Annotated in this window: 20 protein-coding genes and 1 pseudogene; 15 read left to right on the top strand and 6 right to left on the bottom strand. The window is 46.7% G+C overall.

Going from position 1 to position 25,889, the window contains the following annotated elements:
• Positions 1–23: 23 nt before the first annotated feature.
• From LKE40_14705 to LKE40_14670, 8 genes are read left to right on the top strand one after another with little or no spacing between them, the layout of a single operon-like run.
• Positions 24–740: a phosphoribosylaminoimidazolesuccinocarboxamide synthase gene (locus LKE40_14705; protein ID MCH3918678.1), complete on the top strand. Its 717-nt coding sequence runs from the start codon at positions 24–26 to the stop codon at positions 738–740.
• Positions 741–2,159 (top strand): amidophosphoribosyltransferase, encoded by a 1,419-nt coding sequence (purF, locus tag LKE40_14700; GenBank protein ID MCH3918677.1) that lies wholly within the window; start codon positions 741–743, stop codon positions 2,157–2,159.
• A complete protein-coding gene (purM, locus tag LKE40_14695; GenBank protein MCH3918676.1) occupies positions 2,152–3,165 on the top strand; it encodes a phosphoribosylformylglycinamidine cyclo-ligase in 1,014 nt (337 codons plus the stop codon). The genes purF and purM overlap by 8 nt, the downstream gene beginning before the upstream one ends.
• On the top strand, positions 3,162–3,734 hold the full coding sequence (purN, locus tag LKE40_14690; protein MCH3918675.1) for a phosphoribosylglycinamide formyltransferase: 573 nt from the start codon (positions 3,162–3,164) through the stop codon (positions 3,732–3,734). The genes purM and purN overlap by 4 nt, the downstream gene beginning before the upstream one ends.
• Entirely contained in the window at positions 3,724–4,407 is a 684-nt protein-coding gene (locus LKE40_14685) for an IMP cyclohydrolase (protein MCH3918674.1), read from the top strand. The genes purN and LKE40_14685 overlap by 11 nt, the downstream gene beginning before the upstream one ends.
• Positions 4,400–5,581 carry a phosphoribosylaminoimidazolecarboxamide formyltransferase gene (locus LKE40_14680; protein MCH3918673.1) on the top strand — a complete coding sequence of 394 codons (1,182 nt, stop codon included), beginning with the start codon at positions 4,400–4,402 and terminating at the stop codon, positions 5,579–5,581. Before LKE40_14685 ends, LKE40_14680 begins: the two co-directional genes overlap by 8 nt.
• Positions 5,582–5,595: 14 nt before the next feature.
• Positions 5,596–6,870 carry a phosphoribosylamine--glycine ligase gene (purD, locus tag LKE40_14675; GenBank protein MCH3918672.1) on the top strand — a complete coding sequence of 425 codons (1,275 nt, stop codon included), beginning with the start codon at positions 5,596–5,598 and terminating at the stop codon, positions 6,868–6,870.
• Position 6,871: 1 nt separating this feature from the next.
• The gene (locus tag LKE40_14670) at positions 6,872–10,516 is read left to right on the top strand and encodes a phosphoribosylformylglycinamidine synthase (protein MCH3918671.1); all 3,645 of its coding nucleotides are present in this window, start codon (positions 6,872–6,874) and stop codon (positions 10,514–10,516) included.
• A 63-nt stretch (positions 10,517–10,579) separates the two neighbouring features.
• On the opposite strand, the gene LKE40_14665 is transcribed toward LKE40_14670, so the two are convergent.
• Together LKE40_14665 and LKE40_14660 are read right to left on the bottom strand one after the other, a co-directional pair.
• The gene (locus tag LKE40_14665; protein MCH3918670.1) at positions 10,580–11,749 is read right to left on the bottom strand and encodes an alpha/beta hydrolase; all 1,170 of its coding nucleotides are present in this window, start codon (positions 11,747–11,749) and stop codon (positions 10,580–10,582) included.
• A gap of 59 nt (positions 11,750–11,808) precedes the next feature.
• Positions 11,809–12,552: a helix-turn-helix domain-containing protein gene (locus LKE40_14660; GenBank protein MCH3918669.1), complete on the bottom strand. Its 744-nt coding sequence runs from the start codon at positions 12,550–12,552 to the stop codon at positions 11,809–11,811.
• A 190-nt stretch (positions 12,553–12,742) separates the two neighbouring features.
• On the opposite strand from LKE40_14660, the gene LKE40_14655 reads away from it, so the two are divergent.
• Positions 12,743–14,032: a M18 family aminopeptidase gene (locus LKE40_14655; protein MCH3918668.1), complete on the top strand. Its 1,290-nt coding sequence runs from the start codon at positions 12,743–12,745 to the stop codon at positions 14,030–14,032.
• Between the two features lie 148 nt (positions 14,033–14,180).
• On the opposite strand, the gene LKE40_14650 is transcribed toward LKE40_14655, so the two are convergent.
• Positions 14,181–15,386, bottom strand: a complete 1,206-nt coding sequence (locus LKE40_14650; GenBank protein ID MCH3918667.1) for a methyltransferase domain-containing protein — start codon at positions 15,384–15,386, stop codon at positions 14,181–14,183.
• 771 nt (positions 15,387–16,157) lie between these two features.
• Here LKE40_14650 and LKE40_14645 point away from each other — a divergent pair.
• A pseudogene (locus LKE40_14645) lies at positions 16,158–17,625 on the top strand (carbon starvation protein A).
• 86 nt (positions 17,626–17,711) lie between these two features.
• On the opposite strand, the gene LKE40_14640 reads toward LKE40_14645, so the two are convergent.
• Positions 17,712–18,536, bottom strand: coding sequence for an MBL fold metallo-hydrolase (locus LKE40_14640; GenBank protein ID MCH3918666.1), 825 nt, complete (start codon positions 18,534–18,536; stop codon positions 17,712–17,714).
• Between the two features lie 88 nt (positions 18,537–18,624).
• The gene (locus LKE40_14635; GenBank protein MCH3918665.1) at positions 18,625–19,380 is read right to left on the bottom strand and encodes a DUF364 domain-containing protein; all 756 of its coding nucleotides are present in this window, start codon (positions 19,378–19,380) and stop codon (positions 18,625–18,627) included.
• Positions 19,381–19,575: 195 nt separating this feature from the next.
• Here LKE40_14635 and LKE40_14630 point away from each other — a divergent pair, with 195 nt between their 5' ends.
• Entirely contained in the window at positions 19,576–20,865 is a 1,290-nt protein-coding gene (locus tag LKE40_14630) for a hypothetical protein (protein ID MCH3918664.1), read from the top strand.
• 24 nt (positions 20,866–20,889) lie between these two features.
• Here the strand turns inward: LKE40_14630 and LKE40_14625 are convergent, their stop codons facing one another.
• A complete protein-coding gene (locus LKE40_14625; protein ID MCH3918663.1) occupies positions 20,890–21,804 on the bottom strand; it encodes a ribokinase in 915 nt (304 codons plus the stop codon).
• Between the two features lie 170 nt (positions 21,805–21,974).
• Between LKE40_14625 and LKE40_14620 the strand changes: the two genes are divergently transcribed.
• The 4 genes from LKE40_14620 to LKE40_14605 all read left to right on the top strand — a co-directional run bounded on the left by LKE40_14620 (position 21,975) and on the right by LKE40_14605 (position 25,717).
• On the top strand, positions 21,975–22,979 hold the full coding sequence (locus tag LKE40_14620) for a LacI family transcriptional regulator (protein MCH3918662.1): 1,005 nt from the start codon (positions 21,975–21,977) through the stop codon (positions 22,977–22,979).
• 175 nt (positions 22,980–23,154) lie between these two features.
• Positions 23,155–23,334, top strand: a complete 180-nt coding sequence (locus tag LKE40_14615) for a hypothetical protein (GenBank protein MCH3918661.1) — start codon at positions 23,155–23,157, stop codon at positions 23,332–23,334.
• 171 nt (positions 23,335–23,505) lie between these two features.
• Positions 23,506–24,912 (top strand): MATE family efflux transporter, encoded by a 1,407-nt coding sequence (locus tag LKE40_14610; GenBank protein MCH3918660.1) that lies wholly within the window; start codon positions 23,506–23,508, stop codon positions 24,910–24,912.
• A 40-nt stretch (positions 24,913–24,952) separates the two neighbouring features.
• Positions 24,953–25,717, top strand: coding sequence for a class I SAM-dependent methyltransferase (locus LKE40_14605; protein ID MCH3918659.1), 765 nt, complete (start codon positions 24,953–24,955; stop codon positions 25,715–25,717).
• Positions 25,718–25,889: the final 172 nt, after the last annotated feature.

Genomic DNA, 25,889 nt, shown 5'->3' with positions numbered 1-25,889 from the left:
TTTGTTAGTATCGGGAGGAAAATATGGAAAAGAAAGAACTGCTGTACGAAGGTAAGGCCAAGAAAGTCTGGGCCGTGGACGAACCAGGACTGTGCATTGTGGATTACAAGGATGATGCAACCGCCTTCAATGGTGTCAAGAAGGGAACCATCACAGGAAAGGGTGTCATCAATAACAAGCTTTCCAATCACCTAATGAGAGTCATCGAGGAAACTACTGAGATTCCGACACACTTGGAAAAGGAACTGGACGACAGGCAGACCTTGGTCAAACGGGTAAAAATCGTCCCATTGGAAGTAATCGTACGTAACATAGCCGCGGGTTCCCTTGCCAAGCGTCTGGGCCTTGAAGAAGGCACTGCCCTTGCTTCTCCCGTGCTTGAATTCTGCTATAAGAATGATGCATTGGGTGACCCGATGGTCAACCGGTATCATATCCTTGCACTCGGCTTTGCAACCGAAGAAGACCTGGACATCATCACCACCTATGCCTTCCAGATAAACAGGGTCCTGAAACAATATTTCATCTACCATGATATCACATTGGTCGATTTCAAGCTTGAATTCGGCAAGGATGAAGAAGGCAATATCATTCTGGCAGATGAGATTTCCCCTGATACCTGCCGTTTCTGGGATTCCAGGACAAATGAAAAACTTGACAAGGACAGGTTCCGCAGGGATCTTGGGAATGTCGAAGAGGCTTATCAGGAAGTATATCACCGTATCTTCGGAGCAAACTAAATGCAAAAGCTGCATGAAGAATGCGGGATCTTCGCCATCAGCGGTACAAGCGGGCGGGATCCTGCAACTGATACCTACTATGGCCTGTTTGCCCTCCAGCACAGGGGACAGGAAGGCTGTGGAATTGCGGTAAACAAAAACGGACAGATCTGTATACATAAAGATCTGGGTCTGGTCAATGAAGTTTTTGATACTACAAGGCTCAGTATGCTGGCAGGTGCCCAGATGGCACTGGGACATGTCCGTTATGGTACGACAGGAAGCAGCCTGAGAGCAAATGTCCAGCCACTTGTGATCAACCATCTTGAAGGCAGCATGGCACTTGCCCATAACGGCAACCTTACCAACGATATGCAGCTGAGAAGACAGCTTGAAGAAGCCGGCTGCATCTTCCATACCTCAAGTGACACTGAAGTAATTGCCTATATCCTTACAGGAAACAGAATGAAGGAACCTACGATCGAAGCGGCATTGTCCAAGACAATGGACCAGATCAAAGGTGCCTACTCCCTTGCAGTCATGACCCAGGGAAAACTGCTTGCAGCCCGTGACCCCAACGGATTCAGGCCGCTGTGCCTGGGCAGTGTCGACGGACATTATCTTGTCAGCAGTGAAAGCTGTGCAATCGACGCTATCGGGGGTACGTTCATCAGGGATATAGAACCAGGAGAAATCATCTCCATCCAGAATGACAAGCTGAAAAGTGACAGAAGCCATTGCGGAAAACCAAGGAGTCTCTGCGTCTTTGAATTGATTTACTTTGCCCGTCCGGACTCAAAGCTGGATGGCATAAGTGTCCACAAGGCTCGGATACGGGCAGGAGGGTTCCTGGCCCTTGAACATCCGATCCAAGCAGACGTGGTCATCGGAGTTCCTGACAGCGGTATCGATGCTGCCATAGGCTATGCACGCCAGAGCGGGATTCCCTATGAAATCGGACTGATCAAAAACAAGTACATAGGTCGTACATTCATCCAACCAGGACAAGGCAACAGGGAACGGGCTGTCAGCATCAAGCTCAATCCCATTACTTCGGTTGTCAATGGAAAGCGGGTCATCCTCATCGATGATTCCATTGTCAGGGGTACTACCAGCAAAAGGCTGGTCTCCCTGTTAAGAAGCAAAGGTGCAAAAGAAGTACATTTTCTTTCCGCTGCACCAAAGTTTCTGTACCCTTGCTATTTCGGTACTGACATCGATTCAAGCGAAAACCTCTTTGCATACAAATACAATGACGAGGAAATGAAACAGATATTGGATGTCGATTCCATAGGTTTCCTTAGCACGGACAATGTCAGCAAACTTGCAGATATTCCCAGCAAGGGATTCTGTACAGCCTGCTTTACAGGAAAATATCCACTGCAGGTCGACAAGACCGGCCGAAAAGACAAATATGACAGAGGAACAGCAAATGAGTGAAAATCTCAGCTACAAGAATTCCGGAGTCGACCTCAAGGCCGGCTACCGGAGCGTCGAATTGATCAAGGAAAAAGTCAGAAAGACCATGACAGGGAATGCACTGTCCATGATCGGGGGATTCGGCGGTTCATTCCAATTGGATACAAAAGGAATGGAGCAACCCGTACTAGTTTCAGGAACGGACGGAGTCGGTACCAAGCTGAAGATTGCCTTTCTCCTTGACAAACACGACACAGTAGGTATCGACTGCGTAGCAATGTGTGTCAATGACATAATATGCTGTGGAGCCCGCCCTCTCTTTTTCCTGGACTATATAGCCATAGGGAAGAACATCCCTGAGAAAGTAGCCGATATCGTAGAGGGAGTAAGCCAAGGTTGCCTTGCAGCCAAAGCAGCCATTGTCGGTGGAGAAACTGCAGAGATGCCTGGTTTTTACCAAAATGGAGAATATGATATCGCAGGATTCGCCGTAGGCATAGTCGACAAGAAGAAAATGATCGGGCCGGAACTGGTCGAAGATGGAGATGCCATTGTCGCCCTCCCTTCCAGCGGAGTCCACTCAAACGGTTTTTCTCTCGTAAGGAAGGTCTTTGACCTGGAAAAGGACAAGGACAAGACATTCGGAGTCCTAGACAAGCCCTTGGCACAGACACTGCTCACTCCAACCTGCATCTATGTCAGCCAAGTACTGCCGCTCATTGAGAAGGGGTTGGTAAAATCAGTGGCCCATATAACAGGGGGCGGTTTCTTTGAAAACATTCCACGTTCCCTCAAGCCAGAACAGGATGCCGTCATCGACATGCAGAAAATCAGGATCCCAGCTATCTTCCAATTGATTCAGGACAAAGGAAACATCACTGAGGAAAACATGTTCAATACATTCAACATGGGTGTCGGCATGTGCCTGACCGTAGCTTCCAAGGACACAGAAGCTGTCCTTGCCCAGCTGGACGGAGCTTACCAGATCGGTACCGTTGTCCATGGAAACGGAAAGGTCATCCTATGATCCCGGTTGCTGTGCTGGTCAGTGGAAACGGAACAAATCTCCAGGCTCTGATCGATTATCCTTTTTCCTATGGGAAACTTGCCATGGTAGTCTCAAACAGGAAGGATGCCTTTGCCCTTGAACGTGCAAGCAAGGCAGGCTTGGAACATCATTTCATTTCAAAACCGGGTTTCGAAGAAAAGCTTGACTACCTGTTGGAAGCAAACAGAATCGAGGTCATCGTACTTGCAGGATTTCTGAAAATACTGTCACCGGCCTTTACGAAAAAGCATGAGGGACGTATCATCAATATTCATCCGTCATTGATCCCAAGTTTCTGCGGGAAAGGCTTCTACGGACTGAAAGTACATCAGGCAGTGCTGGAACGTGGGGTTACCCTTACAGGAGCTACCGTACATCTGGTAAACGAAATTCCTGATGGTGGAAAGATACTTATGCAGAAAGCCGTAGAAGTGCAACCGGAAGACACTCCTGAAATCCTCCAGAAACGAGTCATGGAAGAAGCAGAGTGGAAAATCCTGCCTCCGGCGGTAGATATGCTTTGCAAGGAGCTTGAAAATGGACATTAGGACATACTTTGGAAAACTACGGTATCCAGGCAGGACGATCGTAGCAGGTAAAAGTGAAGATGGAAAGTTGCTCTACGCCTATGCCATCATGGGCAGAAGCGAACACAGCAGGAACAGGGTATTCAGGAAAGCAGGCAACATCGTAAAGACAGTTGCCTATGATCCCAGCCTGCTCAGTGACCCTCACCTCATCATCTACAACGCAATCATCAGGAACACCTCTGAGGAAATCTTTACAAACGGAGACCAAAGTGATTCCATAGCAGACGGCCTGCAGGAAGGAACAGGATTCAGCCAAGCATTGGAAAGCAGACAATATGAGGATGATGCACCTGCCTATACGCCTAGGATCAGCGGCATGTTCAAGGAAGGATGTCTTTACCTGTCAATCCTGCGCAGGACAAACGGAACATGCGAACGCAGCTCATGGACCTATGGAGACCTTATCCCCGGTACCTGTTACACCATCCACACCTATGAAGATGATGGGGATCCCCTGCCATCATTCCAAGGGGAACCAAGGAAACTGGAACTGAACCACTGCCAGGATGCCGAAACCTTGTGCAGTCTTCTCTATGACAGCCTTGATGCAGACAACAGAATTTCCTGTTATGCAGCAACTGTCGGAGAAGACGATTATCTGATCAACAGAAAAGGAGATAGGAATGCATAGTCTGGAACTTAAATATGGATGCAACCCCCATCAGAAACATGCCAGGATCTACATGGAAGGAAACAAGGAATTGCCTATTACCGTCCATAATGGTAAACCTGGGTTCATCAACTTGCTTGATGCTTTGAACGGCTACCAATTGGTACGGGAACTTGACCAGGCTCTCGGCTTGCCTGCCGCAACTTCCTTCAAGCATGTTTCCCCCGCCGGTGCTGCGGTTGCCGTCCCGCTTTCCGAAGCAGAACGTAAAATGTACTTCATAAGGAAAAGTGAACAGCTTACCCCACTGGCTACCGCTTTTGTCAGGGCACGGGGAGCAGACAGGATGTCTTCTTTCGGAGACTTCATCTCACTTTCCCGTACCTGTGACGAAGAAACTGCAAGATGTATCAACAGGGAAGTTTCCGATGGTGTCATAGCACCGGGCTACTCACCTGAAGCCTTGGAAATATTGAAGGCAAAACGGAACGGCAGCTACCTGGTGCTGCAGATTGATGAAACTTATGTCCCTGATCCCATAGAGATACGCAGTGTCTACGGCATCATGTTCGAACAGGAAAGAGATGCCTGCAGACTGGACAAAAGCATCCTCGGCAATATCATCACGAAAAACAAGGTACTAGGTGAAGATGCAGAAAGGGATCTTCTGGTTGCACTGGTCAGCCTGAAATACACCCAGTCAAATTCTGTCTGCCTAGCCTACCATGGACAGACGATCGGCGTCGGCGCAGGGCAGCAAAGCAGGATCCATTGTACACGGTTGGCAGCTGAGAAAGCGGAGCATTGGCTTCTGCGCATAAGTGACAACTGCCTTGCATTGCCTTTCTGCAAGGGACTTTCCCGTAATCAGAAAGACAATCTGGTCGAACAATATCTTGCCGATGAAAAGGAAACCGACTACTTCAGCGAAGGCATCTGGCAGCAGTACTTTACAAAGAAACCGGAAGTATTCACTTCAGAAAAAAAGAAAGCTTGGATTGCAAAAGCAAAAGGCATAAGTCTCGGCAGTGATGCATTCTTCCCCTTCAGGGACAACATAGACAGAGCATACAGAACCGGAGTCAGCTATATAGCACAACCAGGAGGTTCCACCCGGGATGACCAGGTAATTGAAGCCTGTAACGAACATGGCATCACTATGGCCTTTGATGGCGTCCGACTGTTTCATCATTGAGGGAGGTAAAAACCATGAAGGATATCCTGTTGATCGGTTCCGGTGGCCGGGAAGCTGCCATTGCATGGAAACTGAGAAAAGACGGCGATGTAGGTACCATCTATGCCTTGCCCGGCAACGGAGGGCTGTCTGAAACCTGTACAAACGTACCGATCGGAGCAACGGATCTGGAAGCCATCATAAAGTTTGCAAGGACACATAAAGTCGATTTTGCAATCGTCACTCCGGACAACCCTTTGGTCATGGGACTTGTAGACAGGCTTGAAGCCGTCGGGATACCTTGTTTCGGGCCCAGCGGAACTGCGGCCATGCTCGAAGGCTCCAAAGCTTTTGCAAAGAATTTCATGAAACGCTGGGACATTCCCACTGCATCATATGAGATTTTCTCCGATGAAGGCCAGGCACTCGATTTCCTTGCCTCCTGCAGCTATCCTGTCGTGCTGAAGGCAAACGGACTGGCCTTCGGCAAAGGTGTTTCCATCGTCCAGGACAAAGATGCAGCAACCATGTGCATCAAGGAAATGATGGAAAACCTCAAATTCGGGCAAAGTGGGCAGACAGTCGTCATCGAAGAATTGCTGGAAGGCCCCGAAGTGTCGCTCCTGTGCTTTACCGATGGCACGCACATCAAGGAAATGGTAACTTCGATGGATCACAAGCGCATCGGAGATGGTGATACAGGACCGAATACAGGTGGCATGGGCTGCATAGCCCCCAATCCGTTCTATACCCCCCAGATCGCAAGGACCTGCAGGGAAAAGATATTGCTGCCGACCATTACAGGCATGCAGAAGGAAGGCAGATCGTTCAAGGGGTGTCTGTATGTAGGTCTTATGCTCACGAAGGATGGCCCGAAAGTCATTGAATACAACTGCCGTTTCGGGGACCCCGAGACCCAGGTTATCCTTCCCTTGCTTGAAAGCAAACTGCTGCCGATCATGGAAGCCACAAGGAACGGCACCCTGGACAGGGTTCCCATCATTTTCAGTACAAACAGGTCAGCCGCTTGTCTCGTACTGGCAAACAATGGCTATCCGATTTCTTTCGAGAAACATAAGGAAATCAATATTCCAAAAATGAAAAGCGTGGTTTTTCCCTCAGGAATCTGCAAAGAAGAAGGCCATTGCTACACTGATGGCGGCAGAGTCCTGGGATTGGCTGCTACAGCCCTGACACTCAAGGAAGCACTGCAGCAAGTCTATGGAGACGCTGAAAAGATATCATTCGAAGGCAAGTATTACCGAAGGGATATCGGACAAAAAGCCTTGGAAAAATTGGGAGAAAACTGAAATGGTACACAGGATATTCGTCCGAAAAGGAACAGATACAGCATTGTTGAAGGAAATACGTGAATTCCTTCAGATCAATCTGGAGGATTTGGTCATCTACATCCGTTACGACATTGACCATATCAGTGATGACCTGTTCACAAAGTCCCTTACGACTGTATTCAGTACGATACAGACGGATACCTTGCATAACGAGATTACAGAAAAAGGTACCATTTTTGCCCTTGAATATCTGCCGGGACAATTTGACCAACGAGCCGATTCCGCTGCCCAGTGTGTACAGCTTCTCGGCCTATGCAAACGTCCGGAAATACGATGTGCCACCGTCTATCTGCTGAAAGGGCAGCTCAGCAGCCAAGCTGTGGCTACGATCAGAAGCTACCTGCTCAATCCTGTTGAAGCGAGGGAAGCTGATCTGGGTAAAGTCAGCAGCCTTGATGTGAATTACCCAATTCCACCCGATATTTCAAGCATCGAAGGTTTCAACGAACTTGACAAAGAAGGTCTGCAGGCATTGGGAAGCAGCAAAGGCCTGGCAATGGATGAGGAAGACCTGGCACTGTTCCAGCAATACTTCAAGGACAAAGGGCGGCAACCTTCTGAAACGGAACTGAGGGTCGTCGATACATACTGGAGTGACCATTGCCGGCATACGACATTCTCGACCGTCATCAAGGAAGCAAAGATAGCAGATACAAATGTCAAGGAAACATATGGACATTACTTGGAACTCCGGCAGAAAAAAGGAAGGAAGAAACCTGTCACGCTGATGGATATTGCAACTTCGGGCCCTAGGTACATTACTGTCAGAGGCCTTGATGCAAGTGAAGAAATCAATGCATGTACAGTCAAGACAACAGTCAAGGTCAATGGTGAGTCAGTTCCGTATCTGCTGTTGTTCAAGAACGAAACGCATAACCACCCTACGGAGATTGAACCTTTCGGCGGAGCTGCAACCTGCATAGGAGGGGCTATCAGGGATCCACTTTCAGGCCGGGCCTACGTCTATCAGGCAATGCGTATCGCAGGATGCGGCAACCCCTTGGAAAAGGTGGAAGACACAATGAAGGGCAAGCTTCCCCAACGGAAGCTTGCGCGTACAGCAGCAGCAGGCAACAGCAGCTATGGGAACCAAGTGGGTCTTGCAACCGGTCTTGTCGATGAAATCTACCATGACGGTTACAAGGCAAAGCACATGGAGTTGGGCGCTGTCATCGGCGCTGTACCACAGGAAAACGTCATCAGGGAAAGGCCTCAGGCAGAAGATGTCGTATTGCTTATCGGCGGACGTACAGGAAGGGACGGTTGCGGAGGCGCAACAGGTTCCTCAAAAAGCCATGATACGTCTTCCCTTTCTGCCTGTGGCTCAGAAGTCCAGAAAGGAAATGCTCCAGAAGAAAGAAAGTTGCAGAGATTGTTCAGGAACAAGGAAGCCAGTCGGATGATCAAACGATGCAATGATTTCGGAGCCGGAGGTGTAAGCGTCGCCATCGGAGAACTTGCCCCAGGCCTTGAAATCGACCTGGACAAGGTTCCGACAAAGTATGCAGGTCTTGACGGTACCGAGCTTGCCATCAGTGAATCACAGGAACGAATGGCTGTGGTCGTAGCCCCGCAGGATGCTGCACGTTTCATGGAATTGGCAGATCAGGAAAACATCGAGGCAACCATCGTAGCCAAAGTAACGGAAAGACCGACCTTGGTCATGTATCATAGAACGAGGAAGATCGTCGATATCGACAGGGCATTCCTTGATACCAACGGCGCAGCGAAATCCTGCACGGTAGAAGTACCTGAAGAAGCGGACAGTACCGGCTACCCGGAAGAGTATCAGCAGAAGGATCTGCATGAAAGGTGCAGGCAATTGTTTGCCTCGCTTGACTGCTGTTCCCGACAAGGCTGCAGTGAACGCTTTGATGCAACCATCGGTACAGCTACGGTGCTCATGCCTTATGGCGGCATCTATCAGAAAAGCCCTGAACAAAGTATGGTCGCACAGTTTCCTGTTGAAGGAAAGACAACTGACTGTACTGTGATGAGCTATGGTTTCGACCCTGTGACGATGGAACACACTCCTTATAAAGGAGCCTATGCTTCAGTGGTGTCCTCGGTTTGCAAGAACATTGCAAGCGGAGGCAGACTTGACCACATGTATCTGACGCTACAGGAATATTTCGGACGTACTGATACAGAGCCCAAACGTTGGGGAAAGCCTTTCGCCGCACTCCTCGGGAGCCTCCAGGCCCAGCTCGACTTGGGAATAGCCGCCATCGGAGGCAAGGATTCCATGAGCGGAACATTCAACGAACTGGACGTACCGAATACACTCGTTTCATTTGCTGTCAGTACGACAAAAAACGGCTGTGTTATACCGTCCTGCTTCAGCAAAGTCGGTTCGCCCCTTGTTCTGTTCACCCCTGATAGGAAACACCTGCGATCTTCGCTCTCAAAGGCCGAAGCATTGATCCATGGGAAGAAAGCCTATGCTTCTTTCGCACTTGGCCGACACGGCTTGGCAGAAGCTTTGTGCAAGATGAGTTTCGGCAACAGGATAGGTTGTGAAATCCGGGAAGGCGTCAATCTGTTCTCTGCCTCATTGGGACAGATTATCCTCGAATGTAAACATAGCAGCGTACCTGAAGGAGAATGCTTTACCGTCATAGGACGTACAATCAGAGCCTACAGGCTGATACAAGGTACAGAAAGTGTCGATCTCAGTGAAATCGAAGCAGTATCGGACAGCGTACTTGAACCTGTCTATCCAAGAAAGGCTAACCAGGAACAGACCGCTGCAGTCAGGCATATCCAAGGCATCAGGCGTGAACCACTGAAAGGAAAAACGTATGCAAGACCTGTTTTCCTGTTGCCGGTATTCCCTGGCACCAACTGTGAGTACGACAGTTGCAAGGCAATTGGAAGAGCCGGAGGGACAGCAGAAACTTTCGTCATAAACAACCAAAGTGCTGAGAGAGTCATGGAAAGTGCCAAACAGTTTGCAAAAAGGCTGCATGAGGCACAAGTCCTTTTCATTCCCGGAGGTTTCTCTGGCGGAGACGAGCCTGACGGAAGCGGAAAATTCATCAGCAACTTTCTCCGATCTCCTTATATAAGCGAAGAAATCGACAGATTGCTCAATGACAGGGGCGGTCTCATACTCGGTATCTGCAATGGCTTCCAGGCACTGATCAAACTTGGCTTGGTACCATACGGCAGGATTACAGAGATCAAGGCAGATGATCCGACATTGACATACAATACGATCGGCCGGCACCAGTCAAGATTGGTAAGGACAAGAATCTGTACAAATGCCAGTCCTTGGCTCAGCCAGTTTGAAATCGGTGAAATCACCATGGCACCGATCAGCCATGGAGAAGGAAGATTTGTCTGTGACCCTGATCATTTGGAAAGGCTCATCAAGGCTGGGCAGATAGGTACCCAATACTGTGACATCAAAGGTAACCCATCAATGGATATCGAAACAAACCCAAATGGCAGCACCGAGGCGATTGAATCACTGCTCTCACCGGATGGCAGGGTCCTTGGGAAAATGGCTCACAACGAACGTTGCTGCAAAGGACTGTACAAGAACACACCTGCAAAGCAGGATGACAGGCTGTTCTTAGGAGCCATCAGATATTTCAGCTGAACGAAAAACGTTTCCCCTGCTACTGGACACTGCCAGCAGCAGAAGGGAACGTTTATTCCGTATTTACGTAACTGAACTTATCCAATTGATCATGGTATCCATTACAAGCTTCGCATTGCCTACGTTGCAATGAGCTCCTGCATCTTCTTTTTCCGTAAACAGCCTCACCGTCAATGATCTGACATCGGTAAGTGCATCAATTTCCTTGCCGACCAGCCGGTAGTCGATAAAATGATCCTGATTCGCTCCTATGATAAGGACATCCTGGTCAATCAATGGAGCAATATCCAGCATCTGATATCGGCTCAACTTGGAAAGAGCTTGGTAAGGAGATGAAGCTCCATAGGCATACAATCCATGTCCAAGTCCCCATTTGAGCATTTCATTCTTCTTTGCGGCATGGTTGAACAACAGGTCTACAATAACTTTTGCTCTTGTCTTCAGCAACAGCCCCAGGCCCATACAGGCTGCCGGTGGCAGTTTTGCATACAGAAGGTCCATGAATCCAGGAAATATAGACCATGCAACGACGCGTCTTATCCTCTTCTCGAATGCAGCCGCACGCGGAGCCAGCATACCTCCCAAGGATGCCCCGACAATCGTTACATCATCCAAGTCAAACTTGTCCATGATGGCCTTGACAGGCTTTTCCCATCGGTAAGTAAAGGGTTTTCCCTGCAATCGCAACACGCTACCTTGTCCGGGACCTTCAAAGAGATATACATCAAAGCCATGTTCTGAAAAATAAAGCATGGGAATGAAGAATTCCTCATAGTAGGAATCATTTCCTCCATGGAAAAGGACAATCCCCTTCTTCTCTCCTTGGGCACCGGTATACATGACGGGCAGTTTGACATTCTCATACGGCACTTCATATCGGATTACAAGCTTACGTTCAAAATAATCATGGTAATATTCACTGAACATTTTTGCTGCAAGACGGTAATACTTCAATTTGTCCGGATCTCCGTCAAACATGAAGAATTCACTCATCCGATAGTATGCAATCGCTTCCTTGTGCCTGCCTTGTGAAAGTGCCTGGTCCCCGAGTGCAATCATTTCTTTTTTCCAAGTACCACTGTCGGTAATCCGCCCTGCGATGCGACTGATATCCGCAGGATCCCCGCCGTTCCACATCACGGTCCTGTTCAATTGAAAATTGAAGTTAGGCAATGGATTGAAATTGAAAGAACCGACTTTGAATTCATCATCAACCTGTATCAATGCTGTCATTCCTCCTCACTTCACCAGAATGATATGGGAAAAATCAAAACAAGACTTTCAAAAAAACGCTACGATATATCGTGAATGATGGTTCCATGGTGAAAATCACGGCAGGACAATCCGAACATACGACGATAGGTAGCAGAAAAATGAGAGGAACTATAGAAACCAGCATGTATGCAGGCCGTAGTCAAGTCTTCTCCACTCTGTACATAGCCATAGGTTTTCCGAACTTTTTCAAATACCATATAACTGCCCAAAGACACTCCGATCTGCTGCTTGAACAAATGTGCCAACCGGCTTTTTGATAGGCAAATACTTTTACAAAGAATATCCAATGTATTTCCATCAACCGTTTCGCTTCTATGCAGATAGTCTACGACAGTACGGATCCTGACATCATATGCACTGACTTGGCCAAGATGAAAACCGAAACAAGAAAGAAGATCGGCATCCACTTGTTTCCAGTCATCACAACGTTTTTCCCATGCTTCTGTTACACGGCTACAAGATTCTTCATCCAAGATACAGAAAGATTGCCCCCTCAGGTATATATCTTCCAGTTGGTCTGAAAGGCTGCTCGTTTCGTCAACCAACAACACAAGCAAGGTACCGGACAATGGAGCTGCCGTATGGAATACTTCGGAATCAATGCAGATACCTTTGCATTGCAATACTTGGCCAGCTACCCTACACTCCAACTTACTCTGCAGGCTGACCAAAATATGTTTTGCAAGATGTCGATGAAAGGATGGTTGCCTGTACCCTACGGAAAGAATCATATGGTCAGGCCGATAAAGAACTTCAGTCATGCAAGCACCTCATCAATGAACAGATACAATGATTATCTCAGACTTATTCCTATATACATAATGACATACAACAGATATATCATTTTTTCAAAACAGTCAACAGCACCCATGGCTGAGAGGGCAACATGTGATTGTCTAAACAGCCTACAAAGGCTATAGTACTGACAGGCAGGTTATGGAGGAAATAAGCATGGAACAAAATTACATCGATGATACACAGGCCTTGCTGAAATTCATTGAAGCAAGCCCTACCAGTTTTCAAGCTACGGCTGAAACTGCACATAGGTTGAAACTGGCAGGATTCACTGAACTTGATGAAAAGAAAAGATTCAATTGCAAAGCCGGTGGCAAATACTATGTATCCCGAAACTGTTCCGCAATCATTGCATTCATTCTTCCCGAGACAGAACCTGAAGAAATATCAATCATTGCCGCTCACACTGACTCACCTTCCTTTTACCTCAAGGTCAATCCTGAGATCGTCATAGAAAACAAGTACACGGTACTCAATACCGAAGGGTATGGCGGCATGCTCATAGCTCCCTGGTTCGACCGTCCGCTTTCCCTTGCGGGTAGAGCTTTTGTCAAATCAGGAAAAACAGTTGAAGAAAGACTGGTCAACTTTGATCGGGATTTGGTTGCCATCGTCAACCTGGCTATCCACCAGAACAGGAAGGCAAACGACGGCAAAAGCTACAGCAAGCAGAAAGACAGCCTGCCTATCCTTGCCTTGGGGAACCACAAGAATGGCATCAAACAGCTGTTGGCACAGCAACTTGGCGTAAAGGAAGACAATCTTGCTGACTATGATCTCTTTCTCTACAACAGGATGAAAGGAACCATCTGGGGCCTTGAGGGAGAATTCTTTTCCTCTCCGAGAATTGATGACCTGCAGTGTGCCTATTGTGGTTTGGAAGCACTGCTTGCAAGCAAGAAACAGACAAACAGCATAAAACTGCTTGCCTTGATGGACAACGAAGAAGTCGGAAGTGGTACCAAGCAAGGCGCTATGGGTGATTTTTTGCTGTCAACCGTCAGAAGAATAGGATATAGCCTTGGGTTGGATGAAGAACAACGCCTCATGCTCCAGTCAAAAGGGTTCATGCTCTCTGCAGATAACGGGCATGCTCTGCATCCTAACTATAGGGAAGCCTGTGATCCGGTCAACCATCCGGTTCCTAACGGAGGCATACTGATCAAGCACAGTGCAAACCAAAAATACACTACGGATGCTTTCAGTGCAGCTATGCTGAAAACCATCTTGGATTCCAAAAACATACCATACCAAGAGTTCGTCAACAATTCCGATCAACCTGGAGGCTCTACGTTAGGCAACCTTGCAAACATGCATCTTTCCCTGCCGACGGTGGATATAGGCGTAGCCCAACTGGCAATGCATTCCCCTTACGAGACTGGCGGCGTCATGGATACCAGCTTCCTCAAAGAAGGAATGACAGCCTTCTATGATACAGCCAGATAAGCCATATATGCCTTCGAATCCTTATATCCTATCTGGATACCCTGTGCCTTACGCCCCAGTACTCTTTTTCCAGATAGGATAATTGTCTGTAAAATCATTATCCTGCCATCAATTTCAGGACCCCATCAATCAATCGTCATTTCAAAGCCTATTGTTTGGTTCCTGATATGCAAAGCCCAAAAAATGCCTCCTGTATCGTCAGATTATGGAAAGCAGTTTTCCTAATAATCTCCTGCAATTCCTTTACGGTGTAGGCAGCACCCAAGGAAGTAAGAAGACCAGGTCTTATTTCCTTGGAAAAGGTCGAATGATAGATCATCCATTTCCGGCTTGTCCCGACGTCACGTCTCAGATCTGTTATGCACAGACGTCCTCCTGGTACAAGCACTCTATGAATTTCATTGAATGCCTTGATGGGATCCTTCCACTCATGCAATGAACCGTTTGAAAACACCGCATCAAAGGACATTGCATCAAAAGGCAGCTGCATGCAGTTTCCTTCAATGTAGTGAACCCTATCCTGCAGTCCATATGCCTTTGCATTCTTTTCTGCAAGTAGAATCATTGCATTGCTGATTTCAATTGCTGACAACCCACTTTCCGAAGTCTTCTTCAGCCATTCCAATCCGACATATCCCGGTCCAGGACCGATTTCCAGTACCTTGCCCCCCGTAATACCGGACTTCAGTATGACATTCACATTGTTCCATCCCTTATCCCTCATGTTCCTGGCAAAATCATCAAAGATTTTCACAGTCACATTGTCCTGGATCCCCTCATCCGTTTCAATTTTCCTTGGTTCTATCATATCATTGTCTTTCTTTCCTACGAATTTTTTCCAGTGCCTCCCTCGCCCAATGCAAGCTCTGCCCTGATAGTGCTGCATATGATGGTCAAAAATGACAGTTACTGGCACAGTCGCATCCTCAGGGACGTATGCAAGAGTTTCTTTCCTATGTTTTTCCAAATAGGCAATTACTCCTTCCAACCTATTGGCATAATCCTGCAGACTTTCCTGGATTGCATCGGGATCAAGATACTCAAAGAAATAGAAGACCGCATCATTCGGATAGACCGGACGATACTCGGATTTCAGCAACTTGGCCAGCAACCCTTGGAATACCTGTTTTCCTTTGTCAGTAATTGCATATACAGTCTTTTCTGTTTTACCTTCACTCTTTCCATCAAGAATCTTCAGCAAACCATTCTTCTGCATTCCTTCCAGATGATAGTAGATGGTCGGTAATTTTATCTGGGTAAAATCAGATAGTTGCTCAGCAATGATCTTCTTAATCCTATAACCATGCTGAGGTCCAAAACGAAGTAAAATACCAAGGATATAAAGCGGAATCATATATTGCCTCAAAATATAGTAGTCAGTACTGACTACTATATACTCAGTACTGACTATCTTGTCAAGTCAAGGACAGACTCACATAAAGCTTTGGAATATGATTATTTTGTAACAGCAAGTGATAATAAAACAATACTTTTTTATATAATGTCATAAGTAATGTATTATTTTTTATTATAGTATAAATAAATATAAAAATAAAAATTTTTTTACATATTTATTAACATGTCTATTGACATAAGTTAGAAAATTCTTTACCTTATAATCAAACATGTGGGAAAAGTCAGAGCAATGACAAACAGCTCGCTTTCTCCCAACATACAACCTCCTTATTATTACATGACTCCTGCAGACAGGGAGTCATGTTTTTTTTCAACAACAGATTTATGGCAGTAAAAATTTCGGGATAGCCATAAACATATGACAGGGAACATCAACCACGCAGCAATACAGTAGCAGTCGATGAAATGAACCGGCAACCAGGCTGAACTGCCTGCTATATTTTCTATTGTCTGCCTCCAGAAACAAATCATTGCAATACTTTCTCAGACAGACAACATCCCTGGCATTTTTCTAACAAACCATAATATTTTCTATGGAAGGTCTTAATATTTTATTATCCATTAATTGCAATTATTATAACCATTTATAAGCTATCAATACAAAAATAGTAAAACAAAAAGCTTGTTATTACTACACAAAACCTGTTTACTGTGGACTATACAAAACGAAATTCTGCTATTAGACTGAATGCAAGTTAGGAGGATCGTAATGATTTCATTCTTTATTGCTTTGGCTGTCCTGATCATAGGATACCTAACCTATGGCAAGTTCGTAGAAAAAGTTTTCGGACCCGATGACAGGCGGACACCTGCAATTGCCATGGAAGACGATGTAGACTACATACTGTTGCCTACGTGGAAAGTCTTCCTCGTACAGTTGCTGAACATTGCTGGCCTCGGGCCCATTTTCGGTGCCATTGCAGGTGCAATGTGGGGACCGCAGGTTTTTCCTGTGGATTTGTCTGGGTACTATTTTCGCCGGTGGTGTACATGATTATCTTTCCGGCATGCTCAGTGAAAGGAACAGAGGCGCTTCAATTTCAGAAGTAACTGGAACGTACCTTGGTCCTCAGATGAAAAACGTCATGAGAGTCTTCTCTGTCGTCCTGCTGATTTTCGTAGGAACAGTCTTCATGACCGGTCCGGCAGGATTGCTCTTCAAATTGACACCGACAAAAGGTTTCATCGGCAGTCAGAATTTCTGGCTTTTGGTCGTTCTCATCTACTACATCATGGCAACAATGTTTCCTGTTGACAAAATCATCGGCAAGGTTTATCCGGTGTTCGGCATCGTGCTGATTATCATGGCAGTAGGAATCATCGGCGGTATCTTTGCAGGAATTGCCCATGGTGCATATCATATGCCTGAGATTACTTTTACGAATGTACATCCTGACCACAAACTGATATTCCCGTTCATGTTCATTACAGTGGCTTGCGGCGCAATTTCAGGATTCCACTCTACTCAGTCACCTTTGATGGCACGTTGTTTCAATCCTGAAGCAAACGGTAGAAAGATTTTCTACGGCGCAATGGTCTGTGAAGGTGTCATCGCCCTTGTTTGGGCAGCAGCCGGCTGTGCATTCTATAAAAACCCGACCGCATTGCAGACAGCATACAATGGCCCCGGCGGCGCAGGTTCCGTAGTCTATGAGATTTCAACCGGCACACTTGGCATGGTCGGTGGTATCCTTGCCATGCTTGGTGTCATTGCCTGCCCTATCACCTCCGGTGATACTGCATTCCGCAGTGCACGTCTTACGATTGCCGACTGGTTCAATATAGACCAGGAATCCACAATGAAGCGCCTGATGATTTCCGTTCCTATTTTCATCGTAGGTGCTGCACTGTCCCAAATGAACTTCGGTGTCATCTGGAGATACTTCAGCTGGTCAAACCAGACATTGGCAATGATTGTCCTCTGGGCTGGTTCAGTATATCTGTATACCTACGCAAAGTCCAAATGGGGTTGGCTCATGAGTGTCATTCCTGCTGTATTCATGACAGTCGTCACCACAAACTATATCCTGATTGCTCCGGAAGGATTCAAACTCCCTAACAGCATCGGATTCCCTGTAGGATTGATTTTCGCTGCAGTCTGCCTGATTATTTTCCTCAAGAAAGTTGTTCTTGACAAGAAAGTATTGCAGTTGCAGGAAATGCCGGCAATGTGCTAGGAAGATAAACTTCTTATGTCAAACAGACAGGCTGCAGTAGAAAAGCTGCAGCCTGCTTATTTTCAGTATCAGTCAAAGATTTACCATCAAAGGATAATCTCATCTCCACAAGAAACGGAATAGGCTGATACCTTGTCTCGGTCCTGGAGCATGGTAGTGATTACATTTCCACTGCAATGGCAGAAAAAAGTCTGGTGGACCCCAAGCCTGTACAGTTCCTTGCAGGTCATGTTCAGACGGGTATACGGTGCCTTGTTCAGATGGGCCCCGCCTATGATGCGTGTTACGGGTTTCTTGAAACGGGTATTGACATCCTTGACTATAGAGAGGATACCCGGATGTGAACAGCCGACGAACAAAGTCAGTGACACTTCGTTTTCCAAGACAAGCGCTACTTCATCCTGGAAGTCGTCCGCTACTATCTTTTCACCTTCCTTACGGACAAATTTCCGGTCTATCGTCTCGAACGGGTATGAACGGGTAAAACCAGAAACTACGAAAAGTCCCTTTGCCAATTCGAGCCTGTCAGTCACCACTTCATGCGATATGCCATGGCTGGCAAGAAAATCCTGGTCAAAGCCACAGCCATGGTAGCTGATGAGCGGCACCTTCCCTGAGTATTTCGGATTGAAGAATCCCGGTCCTGTAACAAGACGCTTGACAGGCAATTGTTCAGCCGCGAACCTAAAGCCGCCACTATGGTCAAAATGGCTATGGCTGAGCACGACCGTATCGATTCCGCCAAGATCCTTGTTGACAAGCTGTGCATTGAACAGGAACTTACCGGTTGCTCCCGTATCGAAAAGGAATCTGATGCCACGGGCTTCGATAAGACAGGACAGTCCATGCTCAACAAGAGCAGAACTCAACCCCGTATTGGTATTTTCCATCAGAATGGTACATGTATCCATCCGTGCCTGACCTCCTATGATCTGCTATATCTCAAAGTTAACAAGGAAATTCCAGGATAGCAAATTATAATTCTCAATCCATGTCCGGTTAACTCAGGCATGCATAGACTTTTGACGAATAGCGATGCAGTTCAGCAGTACCCTTGCCATGCCGTATAGCCATGAGAACCTGCTCGACATCCATCGGAACAGTCCCCCCCAAGATCTTGACATTGGTACCTGCATAAAGTGCAGGAATCATAAGAGTCGAAGGACCGAGCACCGCTATCGGTGCCATGCTGGGGACCAAGGCATCAAGGACATCACAAAAAGTTCCGTTGATGAAACTTGTTGCCGTCAGGATTATGGCATCTGCTTCTGAAGAGGCAAAATTGAAGAATGCCTCCGATTCCCCCAAATGCTTTCCTTTGTCATACATCATCACTTTGACACCTTTTGCCTCAAGCTGGCTTACCACAGGAGCAAAACAACCGACCATTGCAAGTCTGGATCCGGCCTTCAGCTGCAAATCATCAAACAGCCTTCCCTTGTCTTTGCCGCATGCAATGGCAGACTCATAGTTAAGGGCATTTGCCAAAGCCAAGGCAACAGTCCGTCCAATGCCACTGCAACGGGCATCCGTCAATGTCTGCAGCAAGGGATAGGCATTTCCACCCTCATAGGCAACCGGATCTTTCCAAAGCATGCATCCTTGTTTTTCATCCCTCAAGGTACAGCACAGGCCACACCGTCCGTCATTGAGCACGACAGCGGTATAGCCAAGACCTATGGAAATCATTCCAATGGTAGCCTTCCTCGCTTCTTCAGCAAGCAGGGAAACAATCTTATTATAGTATGCAAACATACCCAAAGAATAACATTGATGTAGCCTGAACGCAACATCCGTACAGAAAAAAATCAGGACAACTGTTTTCTTGGACAGCGAATATTCCCAAAAAACAGGTACAAAACCCATCCCCAAGAACCGAGTTACCCAAACAAGGAATGGAGTCTGGGGAAATGGGTAGAAAATAAATCTGTGAGAGAGTACACTCCCTCCATGGACCTGACAAAGAAAAAACTGTTTTACCTCTGGGTACCGCTGGCCGTCATGTGGGTCGTCATGGCATTGGAACAACCGGCGATTACCGCAGCAATCACACGGTTGCCAAATGCAACGGAAGAACTTGCATGTTTCGGTTTTTCCTTTGCCCTCGCTCTCATGATCGAAGGCCCTGTCGTACAGATGCTTTCTGCCGGCACAGCCCTTTCAGGAAGCCTTGGCTCTTACAGAAAGATCCTGAAGGTAATGAACCATCTGGCACTCATTACTTTGTCAATCCATCTTTTCCTATGCATACCTGCTGTTTTTTTCTTTGTATCGGTAAGGCTCATGAACCTTCCTGAGGAATTGCTCACCCATTCATACTACTGTTTTGTCATCATGTTGCCATGGGCCCCTGTCATCGGCTACAGGCGCTTATGGCAAGGTGTCATGATCAAGCACGAACGCTCGAAGCAAGTCCCTTATATCATGTATATCAGATTGGCAAGTGCAGGAGTCATCCTGACGCTCGGCATGATCTTCAAACCTTTCTCAGGAGCAATACTGGGCAGCGTAACACTTGCTTGTGGAGTCACTATCGGGACTATTGCAGCTTATTTTTTTGCAAGGCCGATAGTGAAAGACCTGAAGGATACGGACGGCACAGATACTATGAGCTATCATCAGACCGTACGTTTCTATATTCCGCTTGCCATTACTTCGACTGTTACCTTGGGAGTCCGTCCAATCCTCAACTATGGCATTACCCTTGGGACGGCACCAGTGCAGTCCTTGGCAATCTGGCCGGTCCTGTTGGCTTATATAAGCCTCTACACCTCAGTGACGCAATCGGTGCAGGAAATAGTCGTTGCCGAAATAAAAAAGAAGACTTATACCATAGTAAGGAACTTTGCCCTTGCCGTAGCAGTCGTGACAGAACTTTTTTTCCTGCTCGTCTATTTCTGCAAACCATTATGGCGACTCTGGTTCGTCAGGATTTCAGGAGTTCCTGGTGACTTGTTGGTCTTTTTGCCTGCCTCCTTGGCACTGATGGGCCTGCTCCCATTCCTTTCGGGACAGATTGCTTGGTTCAGAGGTCTGCTTGTAGCTGAAAGACATACGGTAACCATTACCATCGGCGTGATATTGAATATCTGCACCATGCTGGCAGCCATATTCATCACGCCGCAGCTCATACAGACCTCAGGCGTATACATAGCCTCCTTGGCCTACCTTGCTGCATATGCCGTAGAATTTACTTTCCTTTCCATCAATTGTCGGCAATACAGGCTGTCAGCCGACTGAGGAAAAAGCATCGTCTCAGTTCCTTTATGCAAGAACCATCTGCCCGAAGGTTTTTTGTTCCATGGCTTTTTCCACTTCGTCTCGCAACGGAATGGAATCTGCAGCTCCCGGCCTCTGCACGCAAAGCGTACTTGCCACCGTCGCACGAAGCAGGCAGTCATAAGGAGAAAGCCCGTCCATCATGGCTTGCAGGAAGTATCCTGTAAAAGTATCTCCTGCAGAAGTAGTATCTACGACAGGAACAGGGAAAATGCCAATCCTTGTCATTTTCCCATCTGCCTGGTAGACAGCACCGTGCTTGCCAAGAGTCAGCAGTATCCTGCACTGCGGATAGCGTTTGCCAAGGATTGCAAGGATTTCATCCGCATCTTCACTTCCGGTAAGGCAAGCGCCTTCCACTTCATTGATAAACAGCCAGGTTACTTTGTCAAAGGGATATCCCAGCAGCTCTTCCGTAATCGGAGATGCATTGAAAGCTACCCTCATACCCATGCTGCTGGCCTTTTCAATGATATAGGCAACCATATTGGTTTCATTTTGGACAAGTACCACATCTTCTGCACTGCAGGCCTGCAGTGCTTCATCGACAAAGTCTTTGGTAAGCTGCTTGTTGACACCCCCATACAGCAGGATGCAGTTCTGTCCATGTGCATCGACCTGGATTACCGTATGCCCGCTTTTTCCCTCAGCCGGCTTGAGCAGATGTGTATCAACTCCATTTTCATCCAATTTGTCTTTGAGCATTTTTGCTCCTTGTCCCAGCAGGGCTGCATGCCAGACCGTACATCCGGCTTTTGCAGCAGCAATGGACTGGTTGAGCCCTTTGCCACCGCAATAGACATCAAGCCTCAAAGCGGACTTTGTTTCCCCTGGTCTGAGGAATTCCTCAACCCTATAGGTATTGTCTATGTTCATCGATCCGAAGTTGACAAGTTTCATCAGAGCCTCCCGGCTGTTACCATACCGCAGTCATGCCACAGTTGGTAAAACGTTTTCGTTATTTATAAGATTAATTCTACCATTTAATGGAATATTGTCAACATATTAGATATATTTTAAGAAATCGATTTACCAATAATTAGGTACATGGTATACTGCTGGACATGAACATGACGATCAAAGATGTAGCACGACTGTCAAATGTATCACCTGCCACTGTATCCCGTGTATTGAACAAGGTTCCCTTCGGCATGAGCAAGGAAACCAGGGATAAGGTACTGCAGGTAATAGAACAGACCGGCTATAATCCAAATGCTGTCGCACGTAGCATGGTAACGAAGAAAAACACTTCAATCGGCTTGATCGTCCCTGATATCACGAATCCTTTCTATGCATTGATGGCAAAAGGTATCGGAAAAGCTGCCGGAGAAAAAGGATATGACGTCATCCTCTGCAACTCCGACAATGACGGCGAAGATGAATACAGGAATCTGAGACGGCTGAAAGACAACTATGTAGCAGGTATCATCTACAACAACTACCATGCCGGAAGCAAGACGATGAAACTGATCGACAGCATCCATGTTCCGGTAATCTACATAGATAACCAGCGAGATGCAGACAATGCCATCTGCATACACGTAAAGCAAAAGCAAGGAATGAAGATGATGACTGATTTCCTTGTGGACAACGGACACAGGAAATTTGCATATCTTGCAGGCCCAGAATCGGTCTTTTCCGCTTCTCAAAGGTTGCTGGGTTTCGAAGATTCATTGGCAAGCCACCATATTCCGCTCATTCCAGAACTGGTACTGCATTGTGACTATACGATGGAGGGCGGAAGAGTTGCTACCAGAAAGATTCTGGATGGCAACAACAGCCAGATTACCTGTATCATCTGTGCCAACGACCTTATTGCCTTGGGAACCATACAGATCCTGCAGGAAGCCGGCCTCAGTATTCCCAAGGACATATCAGTGACGGGATTCGACAACATACCCTTTTCCCGACTGGTGACTCCCGGACTGACTACGATTGACAACCCGGTGGAAGCAATGGGAAATTTTGCTGCGGGCACCATCATCAGGCTCATCGAAGGAGAACAGGTACAGCAAATCCGTGATTATGCATTCGCACCTACCCTCATTGAAAGGAATTCCGTGGCAACCTTGTAAGCCATACAGGGGATACTGAGTCTGAAAGCAACTGAAATAAACCAATTCTCGGTTGCTATACTAGCATGGAATGCAATAAATAGCCTCTGAAAGCCTATATTTACATCATTTCTGCATTTTTCTGCTTGTCAATCTGTTTTTTCATGATAGAATTTAGCCATTAAGGAGGTAGCCGATGACTACACACGAAGAACTAATCGAAAAGTACGAAACCTATCTTGCTGAAAACAAAAAGTTTACAGAAAAGAACGTAAAGGTCTCCGCTGCAAGAGCCAGGAAAGCCCTATCTGAAATTGCCGCCCTCTGCAAGGTAAGACGCAAGGAAATTATGGAAGAAAAAAATGCCGAAGCTTAGTTGTGAGGGCATCATGTACTTCGTAAAAGGCATCCGTCTGGATGCCTTTTTTCTGCCCAGGCAGTACCTTTCCACACCTTCAGGACTCCTTTTGGATTTTTGTAGGAAAATCTCTTCGTTTTGTCTATTTGTCCTCTTGAAAAAAACATCATAACGCTTTAGAACACTTGCATGACTCATAGGCTGGCGGTTTCGCCGAACATAACAGAGGGGAATATCCCGAGAGCCCTGCTTTCATTTTTCCTTCCGATCATGCTGGGAACATTCTTCCAACAACTGTACAATACTTCCGATGCAATCATCGTCGGTAAATTCCTAGGGAAGCAGGCCTTGGCCGCTGTAGGAGGCGGCAGCGGCGTATTGATAAACATCCTCCTTGGTTTTTTTGTCGGCTTGGCCGGAGGAGCATCAATTCTCATTTCACAGCAATTCGGAGCCGGACATAAAGAGAAAGTCGGAAAGAGTACCCACACAGCAGTGGCCATTGCAATAATATGCGGCCTTATCATCACGGTCGTCGGCATTGAATTCTCAGCTCCGGCACTCTCCCTGATCGACACTCCCAAGGACCTGTTCGTCCCGACACAGACCTACCTTTCCATCTTTTTCATAGGTTCCCTTCCCCTCAGCCTCTATAACATGGGAGCAGGTATCCTCAGGGCAATAGGAGACAGCAGAAGACCTTTCTATGTCCTCTTGGTAGGTACGATCGTAAATATCGTCCTTGATTTTATTTTCATCGGTGTACTGCAACTTGGTATCGCAGGAGCAGCCTGGGCTACCGTCCTCTCAGAAACAATCTCCTGTATCATCCTGTTTGTGATACTTACAAAAAGCAAGGAATGCTATCAGGTAGAAATCCGAAAGATCCGACTGTATAAGGAAAGCTTTGCCCCTATGCTGGCCCTTGGCATCCCTACAGGCATCCAATCCTCCCTCTATACGATATCAAACATAATAATTCAGGCCTTCATCAACAGGCTGGATACGGAAACCATTGCTGCATGGGCAGCATATGGAAAACTGGATAGTTTCTTCTGGATGACAATCAGCGCCCTTGGTATCGCAACCACGACCTTTGCCGGCCAGAACTATGGTGCCGGTAAGATTGACAGAGTCCGGCAAGGTACGAAGGTATCACTGCTGTTCGCCATAGTGGCTACGTTTGCAATCGGTATTCCTTACTATATCTTCAGCCCCCAACTGATCGGCCTGTTCATCAACGCGCCATCGGTCATCGATGCAGGGGTACAGATAATGAGATTCCTGGTCCCCACCTATATCACCTACATTGCCATTGAGATCCTCAGCGGGACAATCAGAGGATGCGGTAAGACGGTACCTCCTACGCTTATCACGGTCTTCGGCATCTGTATCCTCCGCATAATCTATCTTTTTGCCTTCGTCCCGCAAGAAGGATCAATCCTTGACATCATCCTCAGCTACCCCTTCACATGGACCATTACTACCATCATCTTCATCATCTATTACAAAAAAGGAAGATGGATGAGAGTAATTCCTCCAAAGACCCAGAAACCTCCACAGAAAAAGTTCGGTAAACCAAGACTCAGTGCATGACAAGCTTGACGCAGATTCTCCGTCAACTTACACTGCAGACATGGATGATACATACCAAGACATCAACAACAATACTATTTCTCACTGGATTGCCGAAGGATGGAAATGGGGCATACCCGTTTCGCATGAAACCTACCTGCAGGCAAAAGACAAAGACGTGTGGGACATACTGCTGACACCGACGAAACCTGTTCCCAGAAGTTGGTTTCCCTCTCTCAAAGGAAAGAAAGTACTTGGCCTTGCAAGCGGAGGAGGACAACAGATACCGATTCTTACCGCAAGAGGAGCTATCTGTACGGTCCTTGATTACTGCAGCAGCCAGCTTGAAGCTGAGACATCAGTCAGCAAGCGAGAAAATTATACCGTTACCTTGGTGCAGGCTGATATGTCCAAGCCGCTTCCTTTTGCTGATGGAAGTTTTGATATGATCATCAATCCTGTTTCCAACTGTTATATCAGGGAAATACTTCCGCTCTGGAAAGAATGCAGCAGGATACTTGTACCCGGAGGCCTTCTGCTTGCAGGATTCGATACCAACATCAATTACATTGTCGATGAACAGGAAGAAAGGATCATACGGGGACTTCCTTTTGATCCACTTCAGGACAAGGGCCTTTATGAAGAAAGCATGAAAAAGAACTGGGGCATTCAATTTTCCCATTCACTTGAGGAACAGCTGAAAGGCCAACTTGATGCCGGACTTGTCATAGAAGATCTCTATGAAGACATAAACGACGAAGGACGATTGGGAGAGCTGAAGATACCGACTTTTATGGCAACAAAAGCAAGGAAGCCGCTGATATAGTTTACTATTTGGATATTTGCTATAATTAACCAAGTACATTTCAGCTCCGATTCGTTCATTATGTTGAATTTTATGTTGATATAATAACACATTGTATTAATTTTAACGTTTTTGTTTAAAAAGTCTTGCATTATTTTGACAAAATGGCTATGGTTGCATCAATAAAAATAAT

The organism is Spirochaetia bacterium, from assembly GCA_022482625.1.
GTDB lineage: Bacteria > Spirochaetota > Spirochaetia > Sphaerochaetales > Sphaerochaetaceae > Pleomorphochaeta.
The sequence above is the reverse complement of the archived record's forward strand: the minus strand, read 5'-3'. Positions and strand labels throughout refer to the sequence as shown.